Below are 16,957 nucleotides of genomic sequence, written 5' to 3'. Positions count from 1 at the left end.
CGTGGCGCCTTGGCCCTCGCCACCACCGCGTCCCTGCTCCTCGCGGGGCTGACCTCCCCGGCCGCCCAGGCCGCCACTGGACTGGAGGGTTTCGACCCCGGCAACATCATCTCCGACGGGTCGTTCTTCAACCCGTCGACCATGACCACTGACGAGGTCTCGGCCTTCATCGCCACGATGGGCGCCGGGTGCGTGCCCGGTCCCGACGGGACCCCCTGCCTCAAGGATCACCTCAGCGACATCCCCGAGCGCCCCAAGACGTCCTACTGCGAGCCGGTTGCGGCCAAGGCAGGGGCCACAGCGGCTGAGGTGGTCATCGCCGCCGCACAGGCGTGCGAGATCAATCCCCAGGTGCTGCTGGTGCTGCTGCAGAAGGAACAGGCCCTGGTGACCGGTTCCGGTGACCTCCTCTACGCCGACCGCTACGCGAAAGCGACCGGTCTGGGGTGCCCGGACTTCCAGCGGTGCGACCCCGCCCGGGCGACCTTCTTCGGGCAAGTGTACGGGGCCGCTGAGCGGTTCCAGATCTACCGGCAGCATCCGGACAACTACCGCCACAAGAAGGAGGCGGTCAACACCGTCGCCTTCAATCCCGAGCCGCTCTGCGGCACTGCCCAGTTCGTCATCAAGAATCAGGCGACGGCGGGGCTCTACAACTACACCCCGTACGTTCCGAACGCAGCGGCGCTGGCAGCGGTCACGGCCGAGGGTGACCTCTGCTCGGCGTACGGCAACCGCAACTTCTACCGCTACATGAAGACGTGGTTCCCCGGGTCGGTGTCGACCTCCGACGCGGCCCCGGTGCAGGCCAAGCCCGGCTCCACGCTGCGGCCGGAAATGACGGCCATCTACAGCCGAGCCGCGGAGTTGGGCTTCGGCGCTCTCGGCGGTGCGACCAGTGCGATCACGTGCAAGGACGGCACGTGCACCAAGCAGTATGCGAAGGCAACGTTGACCTGGACGGCCAAGGACGGCGTGGTGGTGAGCGGTCGTTCGTCGCGCATCAGCGGGGCGACCCGATTCGACACGGCGGTCGCCGCCTCGCGGGTGGGTTTTCCTGCGGGCGCCTCGACGGTCTTCGTCGCCACGGGGTCGAACTACGCCGATGCGTTGGCTGCGGGTCCGTGGGCACTCCGTGAAGGTTCCCCCATCCTGCTCAGCCCCCCCGCGGTGCTGCCCTCGGCCGTGCATGACGAACTGCGTCGGCTGCGCCCCAAACGTGTCGTCGTGATCGGCGGCACGTCGGCAGTGTCCGACAGCGTGATGGCCGCGATCGGGAAGGCCGCAACCGGCGCCCTGGTGGAACGTGTCCACGGTTCAACGCGATACGACACCGCGCTGGAGATCTCGCGGACGGCGTTCCGGCAGGCAACCGTGGCCCACGTGGCCAGCGGTCGCGACTTCGCCGACGCCCTGGTTGGCGGTCCCCTGTCGGGCGGGGCAGGGCCGATCCTCTTGGTTCCGGGTGAGGGCGCTCCCTCGACCGACACGGTGGAGGAACTCCGACGCCTGCAGGTCGATCGCATCCTCGTTCTTGGCGGCACCGCGCGCATCACTGCGACCATGGAATCAGCACTGGGATCAGTGGCCCCCACTGAGCGCATCGCGGGCCAGGACCGCTACGAAACGGCCGCCTTGGTCGCCGCCCGATCTGGATCCGCTGCGGGTGGTGTCGCCTACGTCGCTAGCGGTGAGAGCTACCCGGACGCCCTGGTCTCGACCGGATTGCAGGTTACGGCCCCCGGGACGCTGCTGCTGAGCAGGCGCGAGTGTCTGCCGTCTGACACTGCCGCGTTCCTGCGCAAGCGGTCCGACGCAAGGATCACGCTCATCGGCGGGACGGGTGCGCTCGGCGACGAAGTCGCAGCACTGATTGCCTGTTCAGGCTGAGCACGCGTCGCGAGCTGCGACGAAGGCGTCCACACAGGCGCGGACATCCTCGGTGCTGTGCGCCGCGGACAGCTGCACCCGGATGCGGGCCTTGCCGCGCGGCACGACCGGGAAGCTGAACGGGATCACGTAGACCCCGCTCTCGCGCAGCATGTGGTCGGCGATCGTGCCGGCCAGGCGCGCGCCGTCCTCGCCGGGGAACATCACCGGCGTGATCGGGTGCGGCGGCACGTCGTCGGGGCGCACGGCCTGGGACTCCACGCCCGCGAACGGGTCAAGGTCGAAGCCCGACTCCGTCATCAGCTCGCGGAACAGGAGCGTGTTCTCGATCAGGCGGGCCCGCCCTTCGGCGCTGCCCTCGATGAGCTCGAGCGCGGCCGTCGAGCCGGCGACGACCGTGGGGGCCACCGAGTTGGAGAACAGGTAGGGCCGGGCGCGCTGGCGCAGCAGCTCGACGATGTCGGCGTGCGCGCTCACGTAGCCGCCGGACGCCCCACCCAGCGCCTTGCCGAGGGTGCCGGTGATGATGTCGACGCGATCCATCACGCCGAAGAGCTCGGGGGTGCCGCGGCCGCCCTCGCCGACGAAGCCCACGGCGTGGGAGTCGTCGACCAGCACCAGCGCGTCGTGGGCCTCGGCCAGGTCGCAGATCTCGCGCAGCGGCGCGTAGGCGCCGTCCATGGAGAAGACGCCGTCGGTGACGATGACCTTGAACCGGGCACCGGACGCCGCCTCGAGCTGGGCGGCGAGGTCGGCCATGTCGGCGTTGCGGTAGCGGTACCGCTGGGCCTTGCACAGGCGGACGCCGTCGATGATCGAGGCGTGGTTCAGCTCGTCGGAGATGATGGCGTCCTCGGGCCCGAAGAGGGCCTCGAAGACGCCGCCGTTGGCGTCGAAGCAGGAGCTGAACAGGATCGTGTCGTCGGTGCCCAGGAACGCCGAGATGCGCTGCTCCAGCTCGCGGTGCGGGGTCTGGGTGCCGCAGATGAAGCGGACCGACGCCATCCCGAAGCCGAAGGCGTCCAGGCCGGCGTGCGCGGCCGCGATGATCCGGTCGTTGTCGGCCAGCCCGAGATAGTTGTTGGCGCAGAAGTTGAGCACGGGGGCGTCGGAGCTCGTGACCCCGATGGAGGCCGACTGGGGCGTCGTGATCACCCGCTCACGCTTGGTCAGGCCGGCCGACTCGATCTCGGCCAGGGTGGCCTTGAGGTGGCCCTCGAATGCTCCGTACATGGTTGTCCCTTCAGCTCCAGTCGAGGATGACCTTGCCGCACTGCCCGGCGCGGGCGGTGGCGAAGGCCTCCTCCCAGTCCTCGGCGGCGAAGCGGTGCGTGATGACCGAGCGCACGGCGTCCTTGAGGCCGTCCGACGTCGACAGCATCGAGGTCATCAGGTACCAGGTCTCGAACATCTCGCGACCGTAGATGCCCTTGATCGTCAGCATGTGGGTGATGACCTTGCCCCAGTTGATGGCGTAGTCGGACGCCGGCAGGCCCAGCATGGCGATCTTGCCGCCGTGGTTCATGTTGTCGATCATCTCGGCGACGGCCTGGGGGGCACCCGACATCTCCAGGCCGATGTCGAAGCCCTCCTTCATGCCCAGCCCCAGCTGCACGTCGCGCAGGCGGGTGGTGCCGGAGTTCACGACGAGGTCGGCGCCGGCGGCGTTCGCGAGCTCGAGCCGGTAGTCGGAGAGGTCGGTGACCACGATGTTGCGCGCGCCCGCGTGCCGGGCGATGGCCGCGGCCATGACGCCGATCGGGCCGGCGCCGGTGACGAGGACGTCCTCCCCGGCCATGTTCCACTGCAGCGCGGTGTGGGTGGCGTTGCCGAGCGGGTCGAAGACCGCGCCGAGGTCGGGGTCGACCCAGTCGGGGTGCTTCCACACGTTCTCGACCGGCAGGACGACGTAGTCGGCGAAAGCGCCGTCGGTGTTGACGCCGAGGCCGACGGTCCGGATGCACTGGTGGCGGCGTCCGGCCCGACAGTTGCGGCAGTAGCCGCACACGATGTGGCCCTCGCCGCTCACCTTGTCACCGGGCTGGAGCTCCTTGACGTCCTGGCCCACCTCGACGATCTCGCCGTAGAACTCGTGCCCGATCGTCTGGGGAGCGTTCACCATGCTGGCGGCCCAGTCGTCCCACTGCTGCAGGTGCAGGTCGGTGCCGCACAGGCCCGCGCGCAGGACGCGGATCTTCACGTCCCAGTCGCCGCAGGTGGGTTCGGGGCGGTCCACGAGTTCCAGACCCGGGCCCGCTTGCATCTTCGCCAGCGCTCGCATGCCGCCCATCATGGCACGACAAGGGCCGATGCCGCCTTGTCGCGATCCTGAGCCCTGCCGCGCGCCACTCCTCCCGGAGTCTGGAATTGTTTTCCACAATTTCGGGGAACCCCCTTGACATTCATCTCTTGCTTGCGTTCTTACTAGTCAAAGGCGGATTGAGTGCCACATCGAAATGCCACACAGTCACGGGTTGGTAACGAGTTTGTCGGTGAACTCGAATGGTCAGCGAATGCGCAAGAAATGTCGGAGGCGCCTCGTAGCGTGTGCGGTATGGAGATCGAGTTCGCGACCCAGACCGGCGAGGCCCTCGCCGCGGTCGGCCGCGCGCTCGATGCCGCGGTCGCCGACGACCGGTCGCTGCTGTCCCCCGCGCAGCGGTTGGCGGTGCTGGGCATGGCGGTGGTCGAGGCCGGTCGGCTGCAGTCCCTGCTCGTGTCGCTGGTGGGCGAGGCCGAGGCCGCCGAGGCGAGCGTGGTCGAGGTGGGCGTCACGACGCGGGGGTGGCTGACCGACACGCACCGCCTGTCCCCCGCCGAGGCGAGCGGGCTGGTGAAGCAGGCGGGGCGGCTGCAGCGGTTCCCGTTGTTGCGCGAGGCGGCGCTCGACGGCGAGGTGCGCCCGCAGCAGGCGAGTGCGATCACGCGTGTGCTCGACACCTTGCCCGACGACTTCTCGCACGCGCAGGTCGCGGCCGCCGAGGTCGAGATGGTGGTGCAGGCGGCGACGTTCCACTCGGTCGAGCTCGGCCGGCTGGGCCGCCACCTGCTCGACTGCATCGCCCCTGAGGTCGGCGAGGCCGCCGAGGCCAAACGCCTCGAACGCGAGCTCGAGATGGCCCGCAAGGGGCGCGGCCTCACCTTCACCGACGACGGGCACGGCTCGACCCTGGTCAAGGGCCACCTGCCCACCGCCGACGCCGAGCTGCTGCGCGTCCAGGTCGAGGCGATCGCGCGGCACCGGCACCGGTCTGCGCTCGAGATGCGCGACCCGCTCGCCTCGATCCTGACGCCCACCCAGCGGCGGGCCGACGCGCTCGTCGAACTGGCCCGACTGGCCGCCCTGCACCAGGACGCCCCGGCCCACGGCGGCGACCGCCCCCGCATCAGCGTGGTCATCGACTACGACAGCCTGCTCTCCGACTGCGTCGGCGCCGGGCTCGTCGAGCGGGGCGTCGGCATCACCGCCGAACAGCTGCGCCTGCTGGCCTGCGACGCCGACATCCTGCCCGCCGTGCTCGACGGCGAGGGGGTCCCGCTCGACGTGGGGCGCACGAAGCGGCTCGTGCCACCCGACCTGCGCGTGGCCCTCGTGCAGAGGGATCGTGGGTGCGTCTTCCCCGGCTGCGACCGACCACCCACCCACGGCGACGCCCACCACATCGTGCCGTGGGTCGCCGGTGGCGAGACGTCCCTGGCCAACTGCGTGCTGGTCTGCCGACACCACCACAACCTGGTCGAACCCCATCCCAACGCGCCGCCGGGCAGCCGGTGGGAGATCCGGCTCGGGCCCGACGGGCTCCCCGAGGTGCTGCCACCAACGCGGGTGGACCCTGCCCGCGCGCCTCGACGCCACGTCCGGTTCGGGACGGTGGCCTGAGGTCGAGGGCCTACGCCAGGTCGGCCCCGAAGTGGGCCCGCGCGTGCTCCAGCACCTCACGGCGCGCCTCCCTGAACCGTGGGTGGTCACTGAGCAGCTTGCGCTTGACGAAGGGAAAGCCGGCCGCCAGCAGATCCCGCCAGCACAGCGAGGGGTTGTAGTGGGGCGGCAGGCCGAACGACGAGGCATCCCAGGCCCAGCCGAGCGTCAGCCCCTGCTCGCGCATGAGGGTCGAGAGGCCGATCTCGTAACGCACGTTGAGATCGGAACGGTCCGTGGTGGCGGGCAGGTCCGCCAGGAACCCGGCGACGGCGGGGTGGCCGAGGCTGCCGTTGAACTGGAGCCAGAAGGACTGGAGGTGGTCCGAACCGGTGAGGCCCCGGGTGGCACCGAACACGTCGGCCCCGCTGGCCTCGCCCCGGGACAGGAGTGCAGCGACCTGCCCCTCCTCCCCCAACGGCCCGATGATCGAGTCGTTCGTGAGCAGGACGTGCCGCGCCTCCAGCAGGGTCGGGAAGGCCTCGAGCGCAGCCGCCCACGACCCGAAGTCGAGCCGGGCGTTGCCGCGGGACACGACGGCCACTCCGGCGGGCAGCTCCGCCGGTGCCTCGACGCGGGCGGCCCGCGACCGCGCGGCCACGATGATGCACGGGTAGCCCGCCGCGGCCAGCGCACCCGCCATCCGCACGGCCCACGGACGGACCTCCGCCCCCCGGCTGAACTCCGCGAGCACCGCGACCCGCTCCCCCGCAGCGATGAGGGCGGCGTCCCCCGCCACCGTGGTCACGGCGGATCCGGTCCGGCGTCGTCGCGCCGCCTCGGCGGCCGTCTCGGCCATCTGGGTGGCCTGCCAGCCGGCTGCACGGACACGCACCAAGGCCGGTCGGAGGAGGCGGTCGACATCCTTGCTGCGCAGCGCGGCCTCCCCGAGGCGGCGCAGGGGTGCGGGGGGCATGCCCCGATCCTTCCAGATGCCGGACTGAGCGGTCGCGTAGGCTCGACGACGTGCCGATCCCCGAACCGCCCCCCGCCCAGGTGGAGGCCGTGGCGTCCGCACTGCGCGGCCGGCGCTGGGTCGCGCTCACGGGGGCGGGCATCTCGACCGACTCCGGCATCCCCGACTACCGCGGGCCCGAGAGCCGGCCCACCAACCCGATCCAGTACCGCGACTTCATCGGCCGCCCCGAGGCCCGGCGCCGGTACTGGTTCCGGTCGATGATGGGGTTCCGCTCCTTCGGCGCCGCGCACCCCAACCGGGGCCACCAGGCGCTGGCCGCGCTGGGTGTCCCGGTGATCACCCAGAACGTCGACCGCCTGCACTCCGAGGCCGGGTCGCGCGAGGTGGTCGACCTGCACGGGCTGATCAACCGGGTGATCTGCCTCGACTGCGGCGACCTGTCCTCGCGGGCCACCCTGCAGACGCGCCTCGAGGCCGCCAACCCGGGCGTGACGGGCGTGATCCCGGCCGGGTCGGCCGAGCTGCGCCCCGACGGGGACGCCGACATCGCCGACCCCGACGACTTCGTGGTGCCGCCCTGCTCCGTGTGCGGCGGGATGCTCAAGCCCGACGTCGTGTTCTTCGGCGAGAACGTGCCCAAGCCGCGCGTCGAGGCGGCCTACGCGCTGGTCGACGCGGCCGAGGCGCTCCTCGTCGCGGGCTCGAGCCTGACCGTGATGTCCGGCCTGCGGTTCGCCCGGCACGTGGCCAAGCAGGGCAAGCCGCTGGTCATCGTCAACCACGGCCCGACCCGGGCCGACGAGATCGCCGACGTCCGCGTCGATGCGGGCACCTCGCCCACCCTGGTGGCGCTAGCGTCTGCGCTGTGATCCAGATCCACCGCGTCCCGACGCCGCCCGCCCGGGACGCCGAGCCCCACCCCGTCGTGCACGCCCTCGCCGACGTCGAGGCCGAGGTGCTCCGCGACCTCGTGGGCCACGACGACTTCGCCGAGTCCGCCCGGGCGCGCACCGCGCGGCTCTTCGGGTCCGACTACGCCGACCAACCCCACTGGGTGGCCCTCGCCGACGGCACCGACCCCGAGACGTGCACCCCCGCCGACGCACTGGGCTTCGCCTCGATGGTCCTCATGCTCAAGCAGGACCTCCAGACCGCCCAGGTCTGGGTCGGCGTCCGCCCCAGCGCACGCAGCCGCGGCATCGGGCGCGCGCTGTTCGAGGCCGCCCTCGCCGAGGGGATCGCCCACGGCCGCACGGTGTGGCAGGCCTACGCCGACTCCGCCGACGCGACCGGACGCCCCGACGCGATCGTCCCCACCAGCGGGGCCGGCGCCGTCGACCCCGACAGCCCCGCCGCGCGCTGGCTCGTCGCCGACGGCTGGACCCTCGAGCTCTGCGAGACCCCCAGCCGCCTCGACCTGACCCCCGACCTGTTGCAGCGCGCGGCGTCCGTGCTCGAGGAGGGGGCGGGCAGCGACGGCTACGTGCTGGCGTCGTGGGGCGACTCGACCCCGCCCGAGCACCGCGAGGGCGTGTGCCGGGTGATGGAGCGCATGTCGACCGACCCGCCCGCCGGCGGCATGGAGTACGACCCCAGCGTCTGGACGCCGGAGCGGCTCATCGACGTCGAGCACCGCCAGGTGGTGGCCGGGCAGCGGTCCGTCGTGACGGTCGCCCTGCACGCGGGGACCGGGGAAGTCGCCGCCTACACGCACCTGGCCTGGCCCGAGGAGAACCCCGCGGGCGTCTGGCAGGAGGAGACCCTCGTGCTGCCGCACCACCGCGGCCACGGCCTCGGGATGTGGACGAAGCTCGCCAACCTCGCCCGCCTGGTCGAGGCCAACCCCGAGGCGCGCCGCGTGCACACGTGGAACGCCGTCGAGAACCGCCCGATGCTCGCCATCAACGACGCGCTGGGATTCGTGCCCGTCGGCGTCGAGGGGTGCTGGCAGAAGAGGCTCTGAGCGACACCCACCAACGGCGGACGCCCCGCCCCCCACGCACGGGGGACGGGGCGTCCGGTGTGTCGGCGACCGTCAGCCGACGACCTGGGGGACGCCCAGGTTGTCGACGAAGCGGTACAGGAAGGCAGCCATCGCGTCACGGTTGATGGCGTCCAGCGGACGGTAGGTCTTGTCGTTCCAACCCTTCGAGATGCCGGCGTCGGCGAGCCAGGTGATCTCGTCGTAGAACGCCGTCTTCGTGGTGACGTCGACGAACGGGGAGGCCGCCGGGGCGTCCCAGGTGGGCTCCCCCGCCATGCGGTAGAGGAAGGCCGCCATGGCGTCACGGTTGATCGGCTCCCACGGGCGGAAGGTCCCGTCGTCCCAACCGGTCGAAATGCCGGTGTCGGCCAGCCAGGTGATCTCCTTGTGGTAGGGATCGGTCGGCTTGACGTCACCTTGCCACAGCGGCGCCGCGTCGTCCACGAATCCGGCGCAGGAGGGTTTTGACAATCACAACGATGGGCGAGTGCCGCGAGAGGAGCAGGTAACCGGCGGTGACAAGCCCGATGGCCGCCGGGAGGGCCAGCCGGGCGTGGTGGGCGGCCCACGCCAGCGGGCCCCACGGCCGGGACTGCCCCGCCTCAGGACCCACCTGGGCGCCCACGAGCAGGGCCGGCGTCCACAGGTACGCCCCCAGCAGCACGCCGAGGAGGGCTCCGGACCACGCGATCGTGCGCGCCCCCCACGCGAGCTTCCCGTTGCCCGCGCGGCGCATCGACCACAGGAAGAAGCGGTGGCTGATCCAGGCCGCGACGAGCGCGAGCGGGATCGCCCAGGGCTGGGGCAGCCGGCCGGTGTCCCACGCGAACTCGGAGTTCATCAGCATGCGCCGCAGCACGTCGAGCGAGCCCATCACCGACGCGGCCACCGCGACCCAGCTGATGCCCACCGCGAAGTGGGCCAGCAGCGCGAGCACGACGTCGACGAACTTCCTGGAGGTCACGCGCCGATCCTAGTCGCGGGTCGGGCGGAGCCGCGGAGGCCCCGCCCGACCGGTCAGCCCTTCACGCAGAGCAGCGTCCGCAGGCGCGCCACGACGTCGACGAGGTCACGCTGGTCGTCGATGACCGAGTCGATGTCCTTGTACGCCGCCGGGATCTCGTCGACCACGCCGGCGTCCTTGCGGCACTCGATGCCCGCGGTCTGGGCCGCGAGGTCGTCCGCGGTGAACTGCCGGCGCGCGGCGTTCCGCGACATCCGGCGTCCGGCGCCGTGGGACGCCGACTCGTACGACGCCGGGTTGCCCAGCCCGCGCACGATGTAGGACCCCGTCCCCATCGAGCCCGGGATGACGCCCAGGTTGCCCTTGCCGGCCCGGATCGCGCCCTTGCGGGTCACGACCAGCTCGGTGTCGTCGTACGTCTCCACCGCCACGTAGTTGTGGTGGCAGCGGATCGGCTCGTCGAACGCGATGCCGTCAATGCGGTGCCGCAGCTCGTCGGTGACCGACCGCAGGATCACGTCGCGGTTGAGCAGCGCGTAGTCCTGCGCCCACCACAGGTCGTGGAGGTAGGCGTCCATCTGCGGCGTCCCGGACAGGAACACCGACAGGTCGCGGTCGACCAGGCCCTGGTTGTGGGCCAGGCCCTGCGCCCGCTCCATGTGCACCTGCGCGAGCTGGTTGCCCGTGCCGCGCGAGCCGGAGTGCAGGGTCACCCACACCCGGTCGTCGTCGCCGGCGCACAGCTCGATGAAGTGGTTGCCTCCACCCAGCGTGCCGACCTGCGTCGAGGCCTTGGACGCCGCGGGCGCCCACTTCCCGCGCACCAGCTCGTGGGCCTTGAGCCCCTCGAACCGGTCGAGGATGGTCGCGTAGCGCCGGCCGAGGTCGTCGTGCAGACCGACCGCGCGCGGCTCGCCCTTGTGCGCGCCGAACCCGACCGGGACGCCCCGCTCGATCCCGCGGCGCAGCACGCCCAGGTCGTCGGGCAGCTGGTCCGGGCGCAGGTTGGTGCGCACGGCGGTCATGCCGCAGCCGATGTCGACGCCCACGGCCGCCGGCGCGACGGCCTGGTTCATGGCGATGACGGAGCCGACCGTGGCCCCCTTGCCGTAGTGCACGTCCGGCATCACGCGGACGCCGTGCGTCCAGGGCAGCTCGGCGACGTTGCGCAGCTGGGCGCGTGCGGACTCCTCGATGCCGGCCTCCTCGGCCCACATCAAGGTGTTGTCGGTGCCGGTCAGCGGCACCGGGAAACGGTTCATGTCGTCCTCCTGTTGGTGGTGGTGTGCGTGCAACAGGGCATGGATCCGGCTCACGCCGGGGTGGTGGCACGGTGGTGCCGCAGGAGAGAGTCGCGATCCAGGCCCTCGGTCAGCGCTGAGCCTGGCCGAACTCGGGCAGGCCACACCCACGACGCTGCATCGTCGCGCGTGCGCGACGGAGCGGTCGGGTGGCCATCATCGTGTGACTCTTCCTGCGGTGGGCCCGGCTCCCCGGGCGGGCCACCCGCGTTCGGACAGCCCTCCAGCTTGCCAGAAGGCCCCCGCCGGCCGCAAGAAGGGAGGACGTCCACCCGGGGGACCTACCCTCCCCCGGACCGCTGCCAGAGTTCCCGAAAACGGCCCGGACCACGGGGAACGGGGTGAGAATGAGGGACATGAGCGCCGCACCTGATCTGGTCGAGGAGGAGACCTTCTACGACCGGATCGGGGGCGCGCCGGCGTTCCGTCGGCTCATCGGGGAGTTCTTCCGCGAGGTGCGGAAGGACCCCGAACTCGCCGCCCTCTACCCCCAGGACGACTGGGACGGCGCCGAGAACCGCCTGCTGATGTTCTTCGAGCAGTACTGGGGCGGACCGATGACCTACTCACGCACCCGCGGGGCGCCCATGCTGAAGATGCGGCACATGCCGTACAAGGTCACGGCGCGCATGGCCCAGCGCTGGGCCGACTGCATGGACCAAGCGATCGACACCCTCGCCCTCGCCGAGGAGGACGCCCGCCTCCTGCGCGACTACGTCGAGCGCGGCTGCCGCTACCTGATCAACGCCGACGAGTGACTCACGCCCCCGTGCCCGGCTCGGCCGGGGCGCTCGGCGTGCTCGGGACCGGGGTCCCGGCGGTCGGGCTGTCGGTCGGGGTGGTCGGTTCCGTCGGCGCCGGCGTCTCGCTCGGGGTCGGTTCCGCGGACGCCCCGGGCTGCGGCTCAGCGGGGCTGGGGGTGGCGAGCATCGGGTCGGCCGTGACCGGGTCCTGCGTGGCGCTCTCAGACGCCGCGGGTGCGGCCTCGTCGGCCACCTCGGCCCCCGCGGCGGCCGGACGCTGGACCGTGACGACCCGCACGCGCTCGACGGTCGTGCCGGGCTCGCCGGCCAAGGAGGTGCCGGTGGCCTTCTCCAAGCCGGTGATGGCGCCCAGCGCGACGACGAACGCCACCAGCGCCGTCAGCAGGACGCCGGCGACCAGCTTCGCCCGCCGCGGGGTCAGCGCGCCCAACGCGTGCCAGGTGCGCTGCAGCCCGAAGGTGTACAGCGCGGTCGAGAAGGCGCCGATGATCGAGCCGAGCGCGGCGCCGGTCAGGGTGCCGGCCGTGCCGAGGTGCGAACCGATCACGGCCGAGGTCACCGCGGCCAGCGCGCCGGCCGCAAGGGCGGTCACCGACAGCGTCAGGACCGGCTTCTCGATCGTGGGTTCGTCGGGGGTGTCAGGGATGGTGCTGCTCATGGTCCTTCCACGGTAAGTCGGCCCCCGCCGGGTTGTCGCGCGGTTTCCTCGGCCCGTGGTCCCCGATCCGGGCGCGCCGCTACGACTGTGGTCGTACTAACCAATTCCGCGTTGGCGCCACCCCGCCACGACCGCGTCCACGTCGACCAGCCGCACGATGATGCGCCGGCCGGTCTCGGGGCGGCGGTAGTAGTCACGGATCCGCTCGTTCAGCGCCTCGCACCGCTCGCGGACCTCCGCCTCCGAGCGGCAGTCGGCCACGGCGTCCGCGATGCCCTCGACCTCGCGGCGCAGCGCGAGCGGCCCCGGCAGGACCGCGTCGAGGTTCTCGGCCTTGATCTTGGCCTTGATCCACCAGTCCTCGGAGGAGTCGAGCTCGAGCGGCTTGCCGGCGCCGGGGAGGTTGTCGAACTCGCCACGCTCCATGGCCTCGCGGATCTGCCGGTCGATCCAGTTCTCGAACTGCATCAGGCCCCCCGCGGCTCGCCGCGCACCGCCACCGCGGGCGGGCGGTCGCCGCGCACGGACGCCACCATGTCGAGCACCCGCCGCGTCGCCCGCACGTCGTGCGTGCGGAACACCGTCGCCCCCAGCCAGGCCGCCACCGCGGTCGCGGCGAGCGACCCCTCGAGGCGCTCGTCGGCGGGCAGGTCGAGGGTCTCGCCCACGAAGTCCTTGCGCGAGATGGCCTGCAGCACGGGGTACCCCAGCGACGCCACCGACGCCGTGGCCCGCAGCACCCGCAGCGAGTTACGGGTCGTCTTGCCGAAGTCGAGGGTCGGGTCGACCAGCACACCCTCGGGCCGGACGCCCGCAGCCACCGCCCGCGCCGCGCCCACGGCGAGCCCGTCCAGCACCGAGCGGACGACGTCGTCAGGGTCGTCGCCGTAGCTCACGTCCACCGGGTCGGTGCGCGGCGGCAACCCACCCGTGTGCGAGACGACATAGCCCGCGCCCAGCTCGGCGGCCGCGTGCACCAGGTCGGGGTCGGCCCCGGCCCAGGTGTCGTTGACCAGGTCGACGCCGGCGTCACGGCAGGCGTCCACGACCTCGGTGCGCCACGTGTCCAGGCTCAGGACCAGGTCGGGGAAGCGCTCGCGCGCGGCCTCCAGGAACGGCCGGACCCGCGCCACCTCGGTGGGCACGTCCACCCACTCCCCCTCCTGGCCCGCCCGGACGCCGCCCACGTCGACGATGTCGGCACCGGACGCCACGGCCGCAGCGAGTGCGTCCAGTGCGGGTTCGAGGGCGTCGGCGCCCGCGGTGACGAAGAAGGAGTCCCGGGTGCGGTTCACGATCGCCATCACGGCCGGACGCCCCGCGTCGAAGCGGCGCCCCCGCAGCACGAGGGCCGGGGTGGTGGGCAGGTCGACCGGGATCAGCGCGGGCACGCCCCCATTGTGCTGCACCCGGGAACCAGACCCGGCAACCCCTTGCCGTCCGCGGCGGCCCACCCCTACGGTTGCCCGAACGAGTGAAGGAGTGGTGTGAGCGCCCCATCCCGTGTGTACGCCCTCTCCCGCAGCGCCGCGGCCGAGTGGCTCGCATCGATCGACACCCACCGCGCCCGTCGCGCGCTGGAGTCGGACCTGGACTTCGTGGCCGACCTCCACGCCCTGGAGTTCCCCACCACCTACGCCACCGCACACGACCTCGTGCACGACCCCGACCTGCTCACCTTCGTGGTCGAGGCCGACGGCACCCCCATCGGGTACGCCTCGGGGCACGTCACCGCCGACGGCGTGGGCCAGCTCGACCACATGGCCGTCGCGCCCGACGCGCGCGGGGTCGGGGACGGGCGCGTGCTGCTCGCCGCCACCCTCACCGCCCTCTTCGCCGAGGCGGACCTCGACGAGCTGCGCCTCGCGGTCGAGGAACACCGCAAGCCGGCGATCCGCTTCTACGAGAAGCACGGCTTCACGCGCGTGCAGTGAGACGTTCGGGCCGGTGCCGCCGCGCCGCGGTCGGGATCGGCGAAGATGAGGGCATGGAATTTCGTCACCTCGGCAACTCCGGTCTCAAGATCTCGGAAATCATCTACGGCAACTGGCTGACCCACGGGTCGCAGGTCGAGAACGACGCCGCCACCGCGTGCGTCCGCGCGGCGCTGGACGCCGGGATCACCAGCTTCGACACCGCCGACGTGTACGCCAACACCGTCGCCGAGTCGGTTCTGGGTGACGCCCTGGCCGGCGAGCGCCGCGAGAGCCTCGAGATCTTCACGAAGGTCTACTGGCCGACCGGCCCCAAGGGCCACAACGACGTCGGGCTGTCCCGCAAGCACATCATGGAGTCGATCAACGGCTCGCTGAAGCGCCTGCGCACCGACTACGTCGACCTCTACCAGGCCCACCGCTACGACCACGAGACCCCGCTCGAGGAGACCATGCAGGCCTTCGCCGACGTGGTCCGGCAAGGCAAGGTGCTCTACATCGGCGTCAGCGAGTGGACCGCCGACCAGATCCGGGCCGGGCACGCGCTGGCCAAGGACCTCGGCGTCCAGCTCATCTCGAGCCAGCCGCAGTACTCGATGCTGTGGCGCGTGATCGAGGGCGAGGTCGTGCCGACCTGCCGCGAGCTCGGGGTCAGCCAGATCGTGTGGTCGCCGATCGCGCAGGGCGTCCTGACCGGCAAGTACCTGCCCGGCCAGCCGCTGCCCGAGGGCTCGCGCGCCACCGACACGAAGGGCGGGGCGAACATGATCGCCCGCTTCATGAACGACGACGTGCTCGGCCGCGTCCAGGAGCTGAAGCCGATCGCCGACGACCTGGGCATCTCCATGGCCCAGCTCGCCGTCGCGTGGGTGCTCGGCAACGACAACGTGGCCGGCGCGATCATCGGCGCCTCCCGTCCCGAGCAGGTCGTCGAGAACGTCAAGGCGAGCGGCGTGGTGCTGGACGCCGGCGTCCGGGCCGCGATCGACGAGGCCCTGGGCGACGTCGTACAGGCCGACCCGGGGATGACCGCGAAGAACGCCCCGGCGTCCCGGCCCGCCTGAGGGGGACTCAACCGAAACGCACGCTGACTCGTCCTCCTCGGCATGACGGCCACCGACCAGGATGCGGGGTTCACCGCGTTCGTGCAGGCCCACACCGGGTCCCTGCACCACACGGCCTACCTGCTCACCGGCAACCGTCAGGCCGCCGACGACCTCCTGCAGGACGCCCTGCTGAAGACGTGGCTCGCCTGGCGGAAGATCGACCAGCGCGCGGCGTGGGCGTACACGCGGAAGGTGATGGTGAACCTCACCACCGACCGCTGGCGCCGGCGCCGCTACGAGGCGATCACGATCGACATCGACGACCGCCGCCGTGATCCGGGCGGCGAGGCGGGGTTCGAGGGCGTCGAGGACCGGGCGTTCATCGTCCGCCAGCTCGCGGGGCTCACGCCCCACGAGCGCGCGATGGTGGTGCTGCGCTACTACGCCGACCTCTCCGAGGCCGACGTGGCAGAGCAGCTCGGCGTCTCGGTCGGCACCGTCAAGTCCACCTGTTCGCGTGCGCTCGCCCGCCTCCGTTCTCGCGGAGGGGCCGCGCCGGCCACGAGGAGCCTGTCATGACCCCCATCGACGAGAACGAGCTCCGCGACGAGCTGTGGTTCGCCGAACCGGCCTCCGGCCCCGACCCGGACGCCCTCGGTGCGGCCGTCCTGTCCCGTGGCCGCGCCGTCCGCCGGCGCCGGGTCGCCCTCGCGTCGGCGGCGACGGTCGCCGTGGTCGCCCTCGCCGGCGTCGGGATCGTGAACCTGCTGCCGGGCACCGGCCAGACCGCGGTCCCCGCCCAGACCGCCCCGGCGTCCCCGTCGGTCGACCCGACCCCGAGCCCCACCGCGGTCACGCCCAGCCCCAGCGCGACCTCCCGCCCGAGCGGCACCCCCTCGCCGCGGCCGAGCGCCACCCCGAGCGGCACGCCCAGCCCCGGCCCGAGCACGAGCGAACGGCCGGGTGCGCCCCACACGGGCGTCATCCCGGCCGACTTCGGCACCGCCCTGGCCGACCGGCCGCTGCCGCGGGAGAACGAGACGGGTACCGACGAGCTCGGCCCGTTCGAGCCCCAGAGCCTGCCCATCGTGTGCGCGAGCAGCACCGAGATCGACCTGCCGTCGTTGGGCGGTCTGGAGGCCTCGCGCCTGCGCGGCCGGATCGAGGCGGGCGACGCGTCCGCGCTCGACGGCGTCCTGCTGTTCCGGTCCGAGGCGGAGGCCGTGGCCTTCATGGCCGAGCTGCAGCAGAAGATCGGCGCCTGCGCGCCGGTCGGCGAGCCGGGCCCGAACATCGGGACGCCGGAGGACCCGATCATCGAGCGGACGATGATGGCGAGCTCCACCGAGCCGGGCCTCGTCGCCGACACGTTCACGGTGCGCTACTGGACCGAGCGCGAACTCGACGGGACCTGGCACGAGGCCCCCGGCGGCACCCTCTACCTCTGGGGACGCTCCGGGCGCCTGGTCGCGATCCACTCGACCTCGGGCGAGTACGTGGGCGACCCCCACGAGGAGGCTGCGGCCGACCTGCCCCCCGCCCAGGTCCTGGCCGACCTGCTGGCGATGGCGTGACCGA

At 72.1% G+C, this 16,957-nt stretch carries 18 protein-coding genes; 9 read left to right on the top strand and 9 right to left on the bottom strand.

Annotated elements, in window-relative coordinates; genetic code table 11:
- Window positions 1-9: 9 nt before the first annotated feature.
- Window positions 10-1,890, top strand: a complete 1,881-nt coding sequence (locus tag H5397_RS02530) for a cell wall-binding repeat-containing protein (RefSeq protein WP_182814742.1) — start codon at window positions 10-12, stop codon at window positions 1,888-1,890.
- Here the strand turns inward: H5397_RS02530 and H5397_RS02525 are convergent.
- Together H5397_RS02525 and tdh are read right to left on the bottom strand one after the other, a co-directional pair.
- Window positions 1,882-3,123: a glycine C-acetyltransferase gene (locus H5397_RS02525; RefSeq protein WP_182814741.1), complete on the bottom strand. Its 1,242-nt coding sequence runs from the start codon at window positions 3,121-3,123 to the stop codon at window positions 1,882-1,884. The genes H5397_RS02530 and H5397_RS02525 overlap by 9 nt on opposite strands.
- Window positions 3,124-3,133: 10 nt before the next feature.
- On the bottom strand, window positions 3,134-4,171 hold the full coding sequence (gene tdh / locus H5397_RS02520) for an L-threonine 3-dehydrogenase (protein WP_182814740.1): 1,038 nt from the start codon (window positions 4,169-4,171) through the stop codon (window positions 3,134-3,136).
- 273 nt (window positions 4,172-4,444) lie between these two features.
- On the opposite strand from tdh, the gene H5397_RS02515 reads away from it, so the two are divergent.
- Entirely contained in the window at window positions 4,445-5,770 is a 1,326-nt protein-coding gene (locus H5397_RS02515; protein ID WP_182814739.1) for an HNH endonuclease signature motif containing protein, read from the top strand.
- Window positions 5,771-5,780: 10 nt separating this feature from the next.
- On the opposite strand, the gene H5397_RS02510 is transcribed toward H5397_RS02515, so the two are convergent.
- The gene (locus H5397_RS02510) at window positions 5,781-6,725 is read right to left on the bottom strand and encodes a hypothetical protein (RefSeq protein ID WP_182814738.1); all 945 of its coding nucleotides are present in this window, start codon (window positions 6,723-6,725) and stop codon (window positions 5,781-5,783) included.
- A 50-nt stretch (window positions 6,726-6,775) separates the two neighbouring features.
- Between H5397_RS02510 and H5397_RS02505 the strand changes: the two genes are divergently transcribed.
- Both H5397_RS02505 and H5397_RS02500 read left to right on the top strand, forming a co-directional pair.
- A complete protein-coding gene (locus H5397_RS02505) occupies window positions 6,776-7,597 on the top strand; it encodes an NAD-dependent protein deacetylase (RefSeq protein ID WP_182814737.1) in 822 nt (273 codons plus the stop codon).
- A complete protein-coding gene (locus tag H5397_RS02500; protein ID WP_182814736.1) occupies window positions 7,594-8,691 on the top strand; it encodes a GNAT family N-acetyltransferase in 1,098 nt (365 codons plus the stop codon). Before H5397_RS02505 ends, H5397_RS02500 begins: the two co-directional genes overlap by 4 nt.
- Window positions 8,692-8,763: 72 nt before the next feature.
- Here H5397_RS02500 and H5397_RS02495 read toward each other — a convergent pair whose 3' ends face one another.
- Genes H5397_RS02495 through H5397_RS02485 form a run of 3 tightly spaced genes read right to left on the bottom strand, consistent with a single transcriptional unit; the run spans window position 8,764 to window position 10,938 of the window.
- A complete protein-coding gene (locus H5397_RS02495) occupies window positions 8,764-9,156 on the bottom strand; it encodes an S-layer homology domain-containing protein (RefSeq protein WP_220491925.1) in 393 nt (130 codons plus the stop codon).
- The gene (locus H5397_RS02490) at window positions 9,125-9,676 is read right to left on the bottom strand and encodes a hypothetical protein (protein WP_182814734.1); all 552 of its coding nucleotides are present in this window, start codon (window positions 9,674-9,676) and stop codon (window positions 9,125-9,127) included. The genes H5397_RS02495 and H5397_RS02490 overlap by 32 nt, the downstream gene beginning before the upstream one ends.
- 53 nt (window positions 9,677-9,729) lie before the next feature.
- A complete protein-coding gene (locus H5397_RS02485; RefSeq protein ID WP_182814733.1) occupies window positions 9,730-10,938 on the bottom strand; it encodes an RtcB family protein in 1,209 nt (402 codons plus the stop codon).
- Between the two features lie 395 nt (window positions 10,939-11,333).
- Between H5397_RS02485 and H5397_RS02480 the strand changes: the two genes are divergently transcribed.
- Entirely contained in the window at window positions 11,334-11,735 is a 402-nt protein-coding gene (locus H5397_RS02480) for a globin (protein WP_182814732.1), read from the top strand.
- Window position 11,736: 1 nt separating this feature from the next.
- Here H5397_RS02480 and H5397_RS02475 read toward each other — a convergent pair whose 3' ends face one another.
- The 3 genes from H5397_RS02475 to folP all read right to left on the bottom strand — a co-directional run bounded on the left by H5397_RS02475 (window position 11,737) and on the right by folP (window position 13,790).
- Window positions 11,737-12,399, bottom strand: coding sequence for a hypothetical protein (locus H5397_RS02475; RefSeq protein ID WP_182814731.1), 663 nt, complete (start codon window positions 12,397-12,399; stop codon window positions 11,737-11,739).
- A gap of 96 nt (window positions 12,400-12,495) precedes the next feature.
- Window positions 12,496-12,867, bottom strand: a complete 372-nt coding sequence (locus H5397_RS02470; RefSeq protein WP_182814730.1) for a DUF1992 domain-containing protein — start codon at window positions 12,865-12,867, stop codon at window positions 12,496-12,498.
- Complete coding sequence (folP, locus tag H5397_RS02465) at window positions 12,867-13,790, bottom strand: dihydropteroate synthase (RefSeq protein WP_243760823.1); 924 nt, start codon at window positions 13,788-13,790, stop codon at window positions 12,867-12,869. Before folP ends, H5397_RS02470 begins: the two co-directional genes overlap by 1 nt.
- 96 nt (window positions 13,791-13,886) lie before the next feature.
- Here folP and H5397_RS17880 point away from each other — a divergent pair, with 96 nt between their 5' ends.
- The 4 genes from H5397_RS17880 to H5397_RS02445 are packed head-to-tail and all read left to right on the top strand — an operon-like array spanning window position 13,887 to window position 16,953.
- Window positions 13,887-14,333, top strand: a complete 447-nt coding sequence (locus H5397_RS17880; protein WP_182814729.1) for a GNAT family N-acetyltransferase — start codon at window positions 13,887-13,889, stop codon at window positions 14,331-14,333.
- A 53-nt stretch (window positions 14,334-14,386) separates the two neighbouring features.
- Window positions 14,387-15,397 carry an aldo/keto reductase family protein gene (locus tag H5397_RS02455; RefSeq protein WP_182814728.1) on the top strand — a complete coding sequence of 337 codons (1,011 nt, stop codon included), beginning with the start codon at window positions 14,387-14,389 and terminating at the stop codon, window positions 15,395-15,397.
- Between the two features lie 42 nt (window positions 15,398-15,439).
- Window positions 15,440-15,958: a SigE family RNA polymerase sigma factor gene (locus H5397_RS02450; RefSeq protein ID WP_182814727.1), complete on the top strand. Its 519-nt coding sequence runs from the start codon at window positions 15,440-15,442 to the stop codon at window positions 15,956-15,958.
- Window positions 15,955-16,953: a hypothetical protein gene (locus tag H5397_RS02445; RefSeq protein ID WP_182814726.1), complete on the top strand. Its 999-nt coding sequence runs from the start codon at window positions 15,955-15,957 to the stop codon at window positions 16,951-16,953. Before H5397_RS02450 ends, H5397_RS02445 begins: the two co-directional genes overlap by 4 nt.
- The last annotated feature ends 4 nt before the right edge of the window (window positions 16,954-16,957 follow it).

This window comes from Propioniciclava sp. MC1683, from assembly GCF_014164675.1.
Taxonomy (GTDB): Bacteria; Actinomycetota; Actinomycetes; order Propionibacteriales; family Propionibacteriaceae; genus Propioniciclava.
The sequence above is the reverse complement of the archived record's forward strand: the minus strand, read 5'-3'. Positions and strand labels throughout refer to the sequence as shown.